Annotated in this window: 12 protein-coding genes; 7 read left to right on the top strand and 5 right to left on the bottom strand. The window is 71.8% G+C overall.

Translation table 11 applies throughout. The features are described from left to right. The first annotated feature begins 24 nt into the window (after nucleotides 1-24). The 4 genes from ACIRRH_RS21695 (at nucleotide 25) to ACIRRH_RS21680 (ending at nucleotide 2,337) form a co-directional block, all read left to right on the top strand. A complete protein-coding gene (locus ACIRRH_RS21695; RefSeq protein WP_403069738.1) occupies nucleotides 25-855 on the top strand; it encodes a helix-turn-helix transcriptional regulator in 831 nt (276 codons plus the stop codon). Next, a complete protein-coding gene (locus tag ACIRRH_RS21690; RefSeq protein WP_403069735.1) occupies nucleotides 852-1,064 on the top strand; it encodes a DUF397 domain-containing protein in 213 nt (70 codons plus the stop codon). The genes ACIRRH_RS21695 and ACIRRH_RS21690 overlap by 4 nt, the downstream gene beginning before the upstream one ends. Nucleotides 1,065-1,320: 256 nt before the next feature. Further along, nucleotides 1,321-1,449, top strand: a complete 129-nt coding sequence (locus ACIRRH_RS21685; RefSeq protein ID WP_403069732.1) for a hypothetical protein — start codon at nucleotides 1,321-1,323, stop codon at nucleotides 1,447-1,449. Nucleotides 1,450-1,869: 420 nt separating this feature from the next. Next, entirely contained in the window at nucleotides 1,870-2,337 is a 468-nt protein-coding gene (locus ACIRRH_RS21680) for an NUDIX hydrolase (RefSeq protein WP_403069729.1), read from the top strand. Between the two features lie 105 nt (nucleotides 2,338-2,442). On the opposite strand, the gene ACIRRH_RS21675 is transcribed toward ACIRRH_RS21680, so the two are convergent. Next, complete coding sequence (locus tag ACIRRH_RS21675) at nucleotides 2,443-3,105, bottom strand: response regulator (RefSeq protein ID WP_403069726.1); 663 nt, start codon at nucleotides 3,103-3,105, stop codon at nucleotides 2,443-2,445. Then, entirely contained in the window at nucleotides 3,102-4,265 is a 1,164-nt protein-coding gene (locus tag ACIRRH_RS21670; RefSeq protein WP_403069723.1) for a sensor histidine kinase, read from the bottom strand. Before ACIRRH_RS21670 ends, ACIRRH_RS21675 begins: the two co-directional genes overlap by 4 nt. Nucleotides 4,266-4,718: 453 nt before the next feature. Here ACIRRH_RS21670 and ACIRRH_RS21665 point away from each other — a divergent pair, with 453 nt between their 5' ends. Then, complete coding sequence (locus tag ACIRRH_RS21665) at nucleotides 4,719-6,218, top strand: alpha/beta hydrolase family protein (RefSeq protein WP_403069720.1); 1,500 nt, start codon at nucleotides 4,719-4,721, stop codon at nucleotides 6,216-6,218. A 186-nt stretch (nucleotides 6,219-6,404) separates the two neighbouring features. Then, complete coding sequence (locus tag ACIRRH_RS21660) at nucleotides 6,405-7,289, top strand: hypothetical protein (RefSeq protein WP_403069717.1); 885 nt, start codon at nucleotides 6,405-6,407, stop codon at nucleotides 7,287-7,289. 70 nt (nucleotides 7,290-7,359) lie between these two features. Here ACIRRH_RS21660 and ACIRRH_RS21655 read toward each other — a convergent pair whose 3' ends face one another. Then, complete coding sequence (locus ACIRRH_RS21655; RefSeq protein ID WP_403069715.1) at nucleotides 7,360-8,007, bottom strand: hypothetical protein; 648 nt, start codon at nucleotides 8,005-8,007, stop codon at nucleotides 7,360-7,362. Between the two features lie 356 nt (nucleotides 8,008-8,363). Between ACIRRH_RS21655 and ACIRRH_RS21650 the strand changes: the two genes are divergently transcribed. Continuing rightward, the gene (locus ACIRRH_RS21650) at nucleotides 8,364-9,101 is read left to right on the top strand and encodes an SMI1/KNR4 family protein (protein WP_403069712.1); all 738 of its coding nucleotides are present in this window, start codon (nucleotides 8,364-8,366) and stop codon (nucleotides 9,099-9,101) included. Nucleotides 9,102-9,200: 99 nt separating this feature from the next. Here the strand turns inward: ACIRRH_RS21650 and ACIRRH_RS21645 are convergent, their stop codons facing one another. Together ACIRRH_RS21645 and ACIRRH_RS21640 are read right to left on the bottom strand one after the other, a co-directional pair. After that, nucleotides 9,201-10,100, bottom strand: coding sequence for a GNAT family N-acetyltransferase (locus tag ACIRRH_RS21645; RefSeq protein ID WP_403069710.1), 900 nt, complete (start codon nucleotides 10,098-10,100; stop codon nucleotides 9,201-9,203). A 350-nt stretch (nucleotides 10,101-10,450) separates the two neighbouring features. Beyond that, nucleotides 10,451-12,088 carry an alkaline phosphatase D family protein gene (locus ACIRRH_RS21640; RefSeq protein ID WP_403069707.1) on the bottom strand — a complete coding sequence of 546 codons (1,638 nt, stop codon included), beginning with the start codon at nucleotides 12,086-12,088 and terminating at the stop codon, nucleotides 10,451-10,453. Nucleotides 12,089-12,106: the final 18 nt, after the last annotated feature.

The raw sequence follows: 12,106 nt of genomic DNA, 5'->3' as shown, positions 1-12,106 counted from the left end.
GTCATGTGAAGGAGCCGAAGGATCATGATCGAAGCCGTTGTTGACACCCAGGCATCGCCACAGATCCGCTTCGGCCAAGAACTTCGCAGGTCACGCCGGGCAAGGCGATGGTCTCAGACTGAGACGGCCAAGCGCCTGGGGTACTCGGGCGCGCACATCTCATATGTCGAGAACGGGAAGCGTTCACCAACACGCCCCTTGGCTGTTAAGGCCGATGAGGTGTTCGGATCAGGCCAACGATTCTTCGAGTTGTGGCGGCGATTCAGCCGGGCGGCGCTCCTTGAGGGATTCGCCGAGTTCGCTGATGCCGAAGCCCGGTGCCGACGGCTGCGTACTGTCGGCCTGATCATCGTTCCCGGCCTTCTCCAGACCCCTGCGTACGCAAGGGCGCTGGCGCAGGCGGCTGTCCGGCGTGGTGCGATCACTCCGGCCGAGGCGGATGAGCGCACGGACTATCTGGCCCTGCGACAGGAGATCCTCGACCAGAAGAACCCTCCGACGCTTCACGCGGTGATCGAGGAGGGCGTGTTGCTGCGCCCCGTCGGCGGCCCTCAGGTCATGGCCGAGCAGCTGCGACACCTTGCGGGCTTGGCCGAGCGCCCGAACATCACCGTGCAGATCGCCCCATTCAGCATGGGCGAGAATCTCTCCTTCACGCTGCCGGTCGTTCTGTTGAACCTCCCGGATCACACAGTCGTGGGGTATGCGGAGTCGACGGCGAGGGGCCACCTTGAGCGGTCACGCGCAGCGGTTGCGGGATGGGAAAGTGACTACGATCAGCTACTGGTGGAAGCGCTGCCGAAGGCCGCATCCCAGGAGATGATCCGCAGGGCCCGAAAGGAATTCCTCTCATGACCGACCGCGTAGACCTGTCCAGCGCTTCCTGGGCCAAGTCCTCGTACTCCAACAACGGCGGCGACTGCGTCGAGGTCGCTGCCGACGTCCCCGGCCTGACTCCCGTCCGTGACTCGAAGGACCCTCAGGGGCCGGCTCTGGTCTTCCGGGCCGATGCCTGGGCGTCGTTCGTCGCCGCCATCCGCGGCGGCGAGTTCGGCGAAGTCTGAGACGAAACCCGGAAGGACCGGACAGTCCATGGCCGCGCCGTCCAGCTGTGCGGACGGCCCGGCCTGACTGCGTTTCGCCGGCGGCCGGTACTGGAAGCGCACGGGCCGATCCCCTCCCCGGCGGCTTTCACCGACGCCCGGCGCCCTGGCCATCAAGGAGATCAGCGTCCGCACGCCCTGGCGCGGCACCGGCACCGCCTGCCGCATCCACGACGCGCTGCTCGCCGGCCGTACCGAGGACCGTGTCACGCTGCTGGTGAACCCGCTCGCCGGGGACGGGAAGGTCCAGCGCCTCTACGAGACCTGGGGCTATCAGGCGTTCAACGCCCAGCAGCCCTCACCGGACTCGCCCCAACTGACCGCGATGATCCGTCCGACCCGTTGAACTCGGCCGCCCGCCGGAGAAGGACCGGCTCGGCGCCCTCGCGATCCACCTGCGGCTCGCTCCGTGACCGGAGGCCGGCCACGCTGCGCCGGAATTCGGCGGGGCCGACTTCCTGCGCGCGGCGCGGGTTCTTCAGCGGCGGGTTGGACGGGCTGCATGGCCAAACTCCCCACCCCAACCGACCACTCCCCCGCCAAGCCGACGCGCGGGTGATCGACTCCGCCGACTTCCCGCGCACGGTGGGGTGTTGAGCCAAGCTGCGGGATACGACGACATGATCGTCGCGTCACTGCCGCCCGGTAGGATCGGCCGCGACGCCCGATGGTGCACTTCAGCGGGCCCAGGACGACGGTGTGTTCGATCGCTTCGCCGGTCACATCGAGAACTTGTGGGCAACCCCGACAACGGAGGTGGTGGATCATGCCCAGGCGTGACTACGAGGACGATCCGAACGCCCCGAAGGCGAACTCGCTGGTCCCGGCCGCGTCCGTCGTCGTGGTCGACGACGCGGGTCGCGTGCTCCTCCAGCGCCGCACCGACAACGGGATGTGGGCCCTGCCCGGCGGCAGGATGGACATCGGTGAGTCGCTCGCCGGGTGCGGTGTCCGCGAGACGCGCGAGGAGACCGGCATCGACGTCGAGATCACCGGAATCGTCGGCACCTACACCGACCCCCGCCACGTCTTCGCCTACGACGACGGCGAGGTCCGCCAGGAGTTCTCCATCTGCCTCCTCGCACGCCCGCTCGGCGGGGAACTGCAAGTGTCCGACGAGTCCCACGAGGTGGCATGGTTCACCCCGGCCGAGACGGACCGGCTGCCGATGGTGGCGAGCATCCGCAAACGCCTGGCCGACTGGCGCTCCGGGGCGATCCCCGTGGTTCGCTAGCCGCTTTCGCTCCGGACAGGTGGGTGCCGTCTCGCGAAAGCACAGGTGCCTCGGGTGCGGAAGGTGGCGAGTCCTGCGGTCGCCCGGGGCGAGGGGGCTGCGGTGTCACGCCGGGTGGATGAGGCGGCTTTCGTAGGCGAAGACCACGGCCTGGATCCGGTCGCGGAGTTCGAGCTTGTGCAGGATGCGCCCCAGGTGGGACTTCACGGTCGCCTCCGCCAGGTGCAGGGTGGCCGCGATCTCGGTGTTGGACAGGCCGCAGCCCACCTGGACGAGCACCTCGCGTTCACGGGCGCTGAGCCGGCTCAGCCGCTCGTCGTGGTCGGCGCTGCGGCCGTCGGGGATGTGGGGGCGGAGGTTCTCCAGCAGGCGGCGGGTGATCCGCGGGGAGAGCGCCGCGTCGCCCGCGGCGACGTTGCGGATCGCGGTGAGCAGTTCCTCGGGCCTGGTGTTCTTCAGCAGGAAGCCGCAGGCTCCGGCGTTGAGTCCGGCGAAGGCGTATTCGTCGAGGTCGAAGGTGGTGAGGATCAGCACCTTGCTCTGCGGGGAGACCCGGGTGACCTGCCGGGTCGCCTCGATCCCGTCGGTCCCGGGCATCCGGACGTCCATGAGGACGACGTCGGGGCGCAGTTCCCGGGCGAGGCGTACGGCCTGGGCGCCGTCCGCGGCTTCGCCGACCGGTGCCATGTCGGGCTGGGCCTCCAGGACCGTGCTGAAGGCCATGCGGAGCAGTGCTTCGTCGTCGGCGATCAGGATGCGGATCGTCATGCGGACGCCGCTGCGCCGTTGTCGAGGAGGAGCCGGGTGTGGACTCCCCAGCCGCCGCCCGGGAGCGGTCCGGCCCGCAGCGTCCCCCCGTAGGCGGCCGAGCGTTCGCGCATGCCGGGGATGCCGTGGCCGGACGGTGTGGCGGCGGCGGGACGTGGCGGGCGGGGGCCGCTGTCGGTGACGTCCACGGTGACGGTCCCGGTCGAGCACTGGATCCGGACGCTCGCGCGGGTGCCTGCGGGGGTGTGTTTGAGGGTGTTGGTCAAGGCTTCCTGTACCAGGCGGTAGACGGTGAGTTGTGCGGTGGCGGGGATGTGGGTGTGGCCGCCGTGGACGTGAAGGCGGGTGGGCAGTCCGGCGGCGCACATCTGGTCGGCGAGGGTCTCCAGTTGGGCGATGCCGGGCAGCGGGTGGCGCTGCGCGTCCGGTTCGTCGGTCCGCAGGACGCCCAGCGAGCGCCGCATGTCGGTCAGGGCCTGCCGGCCCGTCTCGGAGATCTGGAGCATCGCGGCGGTGGCCTTGTCGGGCGACCTGTGCTGCGCGTAGACGGCGGCGTCGGTGAGCGCGACCATGACGGACAGGTTGTGGGTGACGATGTCGTGCATCTCCCGGGTGATGCGGGTCCTTTCCTCGGCGGCGGCCAGTCGCGCCTGCTGTTCCTGCTCCTGCTGCAGGCGTGCGGCCCGTTCCTCCAGGGCCGCGAGGTAGGCGCGCGTGGTGCGCACGTTCACGCCGAGGACGGCGGTGGCGACGGTCATCGCGGTGGCCGCGACGAAGGGGGTCAGGAACGCGCCTTCCGTCGTCCAGCGCAGGCAGGCCAGGAGGACCCCTGTCTCCACGACGGCACCGGCGACGAGCGTGCCGCGCCGGCCCGCGTTCGCGGCCACCGTGTGGAGAGCCACCAGCAGGGCGATGTCGGCCGGCAGTTGGACGTCCGTCAGCCACTGGACGAAGGCCGCCACCGCCACGGCGCCGAACACCGTGAACGGGGCCCGGCGCCGCCACAGCAGGGGCAGCGCGAGGGCGGCGGTGAGGGCCGTGGCCACCGGCAGCTCGTGCGGCGCGCGCGTGGTGATGACGTTGAGGAGCAGGAGCGTCGGCAGCAGCGCGTCCCACACCGCGGGCGGCAGCCGGGAGCCCTCGCGCACGGCGGCCGTCACCGGTCGCGCCGCTCGTGCAAAGGCCCGGTCGGCGTACCTCGTCAGCCGTAGGGCCGCCCTCGCCCACCACGCACGCAACCGATCCCGCACCCGTTGGGCATGGCCGGGTTCCGCGGCCGCCTCGGCCATCACATGTCCCTGTCGGTTCAGTGTCATGGTGGCCCCGGCCGGGGCCACCACCGCGGACAGCCGGATCCGCGTCGGGTACGGGGACCGTACGCCTCGCGCCGCCCGGCACGTACCGCGGCCCTGTCACCGTAGGCCGCGGGCCCGCGCCGCACATGAGTCCACCGTCTGAGGGCACCGTGCCGGGATACGACCGCAGGAGGAGTCCCGCTACCTCCCGGGGTCGCAGAGCGGCCGCCGATCCGGCGTGCCCGACTGCCACTGCGGTCGCAAAGGGACCTGCCGCGGATTGCGACCCCGGTCGCCCACGGTGACGACCCGTGATCGATGCGGCGGCGCACGCCCGGAGCCGAGCATGGCCGGGTGACCGAGAACATCGCGGGACTGCCCATGTCCCCCCTGGAAATCCTCGCCCTGCTGGGTGCCGTCGCGCTGGTGGTGGCGCGCTGGCTTCCCCCCGTCGCCCGCCCGCGCGTCACGATCGCGGCGGGGGCGGTCCTCCTGCCGTCCGCGATCGTGCTGGGCGTGGCGGGAATCCGCTGGCAGCTGCTGCCGGTACTGGCGGGCGCCGCCTTCGCGTTGCCGTTCACCCTCTCCCCCCTGCTGCGACCGCTTCGGCGCCGTCCCGGCCGGCCGGCATGGCGGGCGCGGTGGTGGCTGGCGCTGCCGGGATCGGTGGCCTGCATCGGCCTGATCGCCATGGGCCCGGTGGCCGCATGGGCCTTTCCCGTGCCCGTGTTCCCCGAGCCGACGGGCAACTTCGCGGTCGGCACCCGCGTGGTGCAGTGGACCGACCCGCGCCGCCCCGAGACCTTCAGCGCCGATCCCACCGACCTGCGCACGGTCGTGGTCCAGCTCTGGTACCCCGCGCAGAAGAGCCCCGCGGGCACGCGGCGGGCCCAGTACCTCGGACGCACGGAGCACGAGGCGCGCACCGTCTCCGAGGCCCTCGCCCGCGGCGTCGGCCTGCCCGGCTTCCTGGTCGACGGCGTCCCGCGGGCCCGCAGCCGTGCGGTCTTCGACGCCCCGGTGGCCGGCGGCGGCGAACGGTTCCCGGTCGTGCTGTTCTCTCCCGGGTCGGGCGGAGTGCGCACCCAGAACACCGCCTGGGCGGAGGAGCTGGCCAGCCACGGCTACGTGGTCGCCGCCCTCGACCACCCGTACGACTCCGCCGCCGTCGTCCTCGCCGACGGCCGGACGGTCACCACCGAGACCGCCTCCACCGGCGACCCGGCCAAGGACGAGGAGCTGGCGGCCGGCTGGACAGCGGTTCGAGCCGCCGACCTCGGCTTCGTCCTCACCCGGCTGGACGCTCTGGACCGGGGTGAGAGCGCCGACCCGCTGACCGGACGCCTGGACACCGGCCGGGCCGCGGTGACCGGCCACTCCATGGGCGGTGCCGCCGCCCTGCAGGCAGCCCGGCAGGACCGCCGCTTCGACGCCGTCATCGATCTGGACGGCTACCCCCACGGCCCCGCCTCCCCCTCCCTCCACCAGCCGGTGCTCGCGCTCACCCAGGCCGTCACCCCGGCAACCGACCCGCGCTACCTGCCCCGCCTCACCGAGGCCCTCGACTCCAGCACCGCGACGAGCTACCGGCTCACCGTCCCCGGCGCCGCACATCTCACGTTCATGGACGGCCCCCTGTACCTGCCGCCCGTGCCCTCGATCGTCGGTTCCCTGAGCCGCACCGAGGGCCCGCGCGTCGTCGCCGCGGCCACCCTCGCCTTCCTGGATGCCGTACTGCGGGGCAAACCCGGCGACCCGGCCGGCGTTCTGCTGGCCTACGGCAGCCTCGGCGTCCACCACCCGGGCGGCCACGGGTGAAGCCGGACACCGGGGGCCGCTGCGGCGACGGTGCCGGAGCGGATGGCTCCCCAGTCGGGGCAGTTGTCGCGAACGCCCGCTGTGTGCGTGATCGCCGTGGTACGTTCCGTTACCTCAACCGAAAACAGGCGACCCCGGCGGTGCTACCAACACCCCGGGGTCCGGCAACAGGAGCAGACACTCCCGATGCGTGTTCATCGTAGCGCCCACGTGCGCGACTTCACCGTGTTGCCCAACGGCATGCTGCAGTGCCGACGGCTCTCCTTCACCGCCCGCGGCCTGCTCGCGGACCTCCTCTCCCGCCCCGACGGGTGGCGCGAGGACGGCCGGCACATGGCCGACACCAGCCCCCAGGGGCGCGGCGCGATCCGCAAGGCCCTGAAGGAGCTGACAGCCGCCGGGTACTACCGGGTCGAGAAGATCCGCAGGCCCGACGGCACGATCGCCACCGAGACCCACGTCTACGACACCCCGCAGCTCGCGCCGCCGGGTGTCACCCGTCCGGTTCCCGGTCGAGCGGCCACCGGTGGCGCTGGCGCCCTTCCAAAGGACCGGCACCAAGAACCCTCCTTCCCTGCCTCTGATGTGACGGATCATCAGAGTGCAGGTGGCCAGGCCGCGGAGGTGCCGGACGAGCAGCTCCGTGAGGCCGTCGCCACGCTGTTCCGGGTGATCCGCCCGGAGCCGCGGCTGCGCCTGGGTGAGGCCGAGGCGCGTGAACTCGCTCCCCTGGTCGCGCAGTGGCTGGAGCGCGGCAGCAGCGCCGCCGACCTCGCCCAGGCCCTACTGCCGGGCCTGCCCGCCCCGATGCACTCGGCGGTCGCGGTGCTCCGCTACCGCCTGGAGCGCAAACTGCCGCCCGCCCCGGCCGTTCGGCCCGCAGCGGCCCGGTACGCCGAGTGCACCAAGTGCCATGACCCGGTGCCCCGTTCGGGAATCTGCGGCCCCTGCGCGGGCCTCGTGCCCCGGCCCGCCGGGATCGGCGGCGGCGAGGCCACCACCCGTACCGGCGCCGCCCGGGCCAGGGCGGCGCTGCGGGGCTGCGGCCGATCGCTTCGGCCCGCGTGTTGAGTGCGGGCCGGGCAGGCTGCCGCGAGGGGCAGACCGGCCCGGCCCGAGAGACTCGCCGAGGACTACAGGGTCACGGGTTCACGGGGCCGAAGATCGTGGCCGGCTTCTTCTGCTGCGGGTTCTCCAGGCTCTGCAGGCAGAGGGTGTACTTGTTGCTGCCCCGCTTGTACGTGAAGTAGCCGTCGGAGTCGGGGAAGGACGTCCGGCACACGTTCTCGCCGTCGTTGGTGTCGTCCTTGCGGCCCACGACGCGGGCCTCGGCCTTCGGGTCGGAGCAGGGGACCACCTCGACGTCGGCGTTCTTGTCGATGACGCCGGACAGGACGACCGGGTTGTTGTTGTGGATGCAGTCGCCGGCCTTGGCGAACTCGGGGTCGCCCTTCTCCACGAGGACGATCACCGAGATCAGGATCGCCGGGATGAGCACGCCGAGGATCGTGGGCCGCAGGTACACCGGCCTTCCGGGGCCCATCGGCGGGCGGGGCGCGCCGGGCAGCGGCTCCGCCAGCTTGTTGACCTTCAGGCGCTGCGGGATGTTGATCAGCATGATGATCGGGTTGACGATCATCGAGGGTATGCCCCACCAGCCCTGCCAGAGGCTGTCGGAGGTCATCTCGCGGTGCGTGGCGATGCCGCAGCTGCGGCAGAACGGCCCCCGGGTCTTCAGGTACTTCAGGATGATGATGAGGCCCAGGTGCCCGCGGAAGGTCGCGTCCACGGCCGGGACGGATCCGCAGTGCCGGCAGCTGAGTTGCCCCTCGCCGTAGCCGGGCAGGTCCGGGGCCGGGGCCGTGGTGTCGGAGGCGGGCTCGGTGGGCGCAGCGCCGTGGGACGGCTCGACAGACTGAGTGGAAATGATGAATCCCCGTGACGATCATGAATATGTGCGTCGGGAAACCTACCGCCGCCGGGGAGTCGGGAGGAGCGATTTATTCGCCGGCAGGCGGAAGGTCGCTGAACCGTGATCACAAATCAGTCGATCGATGTCGAAACTCCCCCCGCCGGCCCGGCCGCACCACCGCGCGGCCAGGCGTCGGACCGGTCCCTGTCAGTGGCTCCGCGTACGGTCTTCCCATGGATGACCAGCAGGGATCGCACGTGACCGGAACTCCGGTACCCGGGGCGGGAGACGTACGGGAGGCGTGGGGCCGGGTGACCGGGTGGCTGGAGCGGCACGACCCGGCGGTGTTCGCCGCGCTCGGCGGTCCGGGGAGCCGGGAGGCCGTCGAGCGGGCCGAACGGCGCATGGGCCTGACGCTGCCGCCGGAGTTGCGGCAGTGGCTCCTGGTGAACGGCATCGACGCCGGCGTGCGGCCCGACATGCCCTCGTGCCTGGTGACGCGGGGCTGCGACGTGCCCGTGCCCGGCGGCCACATGCTGCTGGGCCTGACGGACATCCAGCGGGTGTACCTCAGTCGGACGGCCCTGGAGGAGGCGGAACCGTCCGAGGACCCCGACTGCCCGTTCTGGCGCCGCACCTGGGTGCCGATCGCCGCCGAACGCGACGGCCTGTACGGGACGTTCGTGGACACGGTCACCGGAACCGTCGGCACGTGGGCGGAGGCGTCCTGCCCCGAGGAGGGCGTGTACGCCTCGTTGTCCGCGTTCTTCCGGTATGCGGCGGACCTGCTGGAGGGAGTCTCCTCGGGGGATTGGACGGGCCCCGGCACGCCTGCCGCCGCCCGCGAGCCCGACCCCCGGCCGCAGGACGAGCCGATCCACGTCTGGGCCCGCACCCACGGCATCCTCGTCAACGAGCGCGGGCGAGTCCCGTCGGCCGTCCGCGAGGCCTACGAGGCGTCACGGAGGTGAGCGGTCCCGCCGATGCGGGGGGTGAGGCGCGCCGCCGGGCACCGGTGAGCGGTCCGGGCCTGCCCTCGGACCGGACCACTCACCGCGTGCTACTCCTCGCTAGGCCGCTCGGCCCGCCGGGTGGAAGTTGATGCGTTCACGGACGACGGGGAAGCCGGCCTTGGCGAAGTTCGCGGCCATGGGGAAGTTGGCCTGGTCCGTCGCCCCGCTGATGGACTCCGCACCCTGCTCGACGAGGAAGTGGGTGCACTCCGCGAGGAGGTCGTAGGCGTAGCCGCGACCGCGCTGTTCCGGGACGACTCCGATGAAGCCGATGGTCGGGCCGGAGGGGTTGTGGGCCGGGATGTGGATGCCGGCCAGGTCGCCCGCCGGCGTGTGTGCGATCTGCCACCACTCCCGTGGGGAGGGGCACCAGTGGAAGAAGTCGAGTTCCTCCTGGGCGGCCTGGTCGAGGCCGCCCTCCTCGACGGCCTTGAGCGCGTGGGCGTCCAGGGTGGCGGAGTGGATGCGGCGCAGCGCGTCGAAGAACACGGTGTCGTCGGGTTCGGCGCTGAAGCGCAGGCGTGCGGGCCGCTCGGGCAGGCCTCGCTCCGGGGTCCAGCGGTAGAGGAAGCGTTCTGCCAGGAGTTCGTATCCCGCGGCTCGTGCGGCGGTGAAGCGGGCCTCGGCGCCGGCGCGCAGGTCGGTGCGGTCCCGCCAGCCGCCGGGCAGGTTGATCTCGAGTTCGACCTGCCAGGGCGCGGAGCGCAGGAGTTCAGCTCCGGCCTCCTCCTCGCCCTCGGCCACGTCGAACCAGTTGATGTTGACGGGCTCCGGGTCGTCGGGGCCGCCCCACCAGGCGCCGCGTGCGACGACCTCGCCGTCGCGCAGGGCGACGCGCTTCCAGTCGGGGCGGAACCGGGTACGCCGATGGCCTTCACGGGCGCCCAGGGGGTCGGGGAGTGCGTCGAAGAGATGGGCGTCGCTCGCGGAGAGCGCGCGGATGACCGGATCGGTCATGGATTCCTCCGGGATGAAGGCTGCTTGGAGCGCTCCCGGTCAGAATTCGCGAACCACGCCGGGGCAGCGGAAGAGGGAGCGCTGGAAAGGTGTGAACCGCACGGCACTCGCCTCCTTCCGTTCGTCTCAGGGCGTGGAGCCACAGAGTATGTGATCTTCCGTGGGCCCGTCCACGGATTTCCGTGCCCCTGGACACGTCCGTTGAACGCGCCGGTTGAACACGCCCGCTGAACAGGTCCCTCGGAGGAGGGCTTCGCGGACGGTGCCGAGCGCTCTCGGGGCCCGGGGGCCGTGGTGCGGTCCCGCCGCCTCCCTCAAGGCGGCGGGACCGGCGGGTTGCGCGGCCCGGGTCAGGCGGGGCGGATGCCCGGGTTGCCGGCCTCGGTGGTGAAGGAGGCGGCGGTGGACAGGGTGCCGCCGGGGCGGGTGATGTGGGAGACCACCCGGTAGTCGGCGCGGGCCCGGTGGCGGTCCAGGGTGAGGACGGTGTAGCCGCGGCGCCCGTCGTAGAACTTCATGTGCGGGTTGGCCGACATGAGGTTGTTCCAGTTGGAGGGCTTCTCCTCGCCGTCGCCGTCGCTGCTGATCGAGGTGCCGACGAACTCCACGCCCACGGTGCGGGAGTTCGGGTCGTTGAAGTCGCGCTTGACGTCCAGGGCGTAGGCCACGTGCACGTCGCCGGTGAGCAGCACGAGGTTCTTGACGCCGGACTGGTCGACGGTCTGCAGGAAGCGCTCGCGGGCGGCCGGGTAGCCGTCCCAGGCGTCCATGGAGAGCTTGGAGCGGTCGGCGGTGGTGTTCTTGCGGCGGGAGAAGACGACCTGCTGGGGCACCACGTTCCAGGTGGCCTTGGAGTGGCGCAGGCCTTCGGCGAACCAGCGTTCCTGGGTGGCGCCCATCAGGGTGCGCTTGGGGTCGTCGGACTCCGGGGTGGGGTACTGCCAGCCGTCGCCGTTGGCCTGGTCGTCGCGGTACTGGCGGGTGTCGAGGATGTCGAACTGGGCCAGCTGGCCGAAGTGGACGCGCCGGTAGAGGGTCAGCTCGGTGCCGCGCGGCTGGGGCATGCGCAGCGGCTGGTTCTCCCAGTAGGCGCGGTAGGCGGCGGCGCGGCGGGCGACGAAGGGGGCCGGGTCCTGGTTCTTCTCCGGGATGCCGGCGGCGTAGTTGTTCTCCACCTCGTGGTCGTCCCAGGTGACGTACCAGGGGTGGGCGGCGTGCGCGGCCTGGAGGTCGGGGTCGTTCTTGTAGAGGGAGTAGCGCAGCCGGTAGTCCTCCAGGGTGGTGGTCTCGTGGTTGAAGTGGGCGGCGAGGGTGCGGTCGGTGTACTTGCGGTCGCCGCCGACGGCGTCGATGCCGTATTCGTAGATGTAGTCGCCGACGTGGAAGACGGCGTCGAGGTCCTCGCCGGCGAGGTGCTTGTAGGCGGTGAAGTAGCCGTCCTCGTAGGCCTGGCAGGAGACGAAGGCGATGCGGGCGCTGTCGAGCTTCCTGCCGCGCGGCGGGGCGGTGCGGGTGCGGCCGACGGGGCTGGACCAGGGGCCGACGGTGAAGCGGTACCAGTACTCGCGTCCGGCGTCGAGGTCGTCGACGTCCACGTGGACGGCGTAGTTGAACTCGGCGTGGGCGCGGGCGGTGCCGCGGCGCTCGACGCGGCGGAACTTCTCGTCGCGGGCGATCTCCCAGGCGACCTTGACGGAGCCGGTGGGCGGCAGGCCGGCGCCGGGCTCCAGGGGGCGCGGGGCCAGGCGGGTCCACAGCACGACGGCCTCGGAGGTGGCGTCGCCGGAGGCCACGCCGAGGGTGAAGGGGTTGTCGCCGATGGCGCGCGGGGCGATCTCGTTGTCGGTGGCGTGTGCGGAGGGCAGGTTGACGCTGAAGGCGAGCGCGGCGGCGGCCGAGGTGACGGTCAGGAAGCGGCGCCGGTCCAGGCGGGCGGCGGCCTCGCGCAGCATCCGGTCGGCGGTGGGGTGGTCGGCGGGGCGGGTCATGGGGGTGGTGGCCTTTCG

Source organism: Kitasatospora sp. NPDC101235, assembly GCF_044767505.1.
Taxonomy (GTDB): Bacteria; Actinomycetota; Actinomycetes; order Streptomycetales; family Streptomycetaceae; genus Kitasatospora.
The sequence above is the reverse complement of the archived record's forward strand: the minus strand, read 5'-3'. Positions and strand labels throughout refer to the sequence as shown.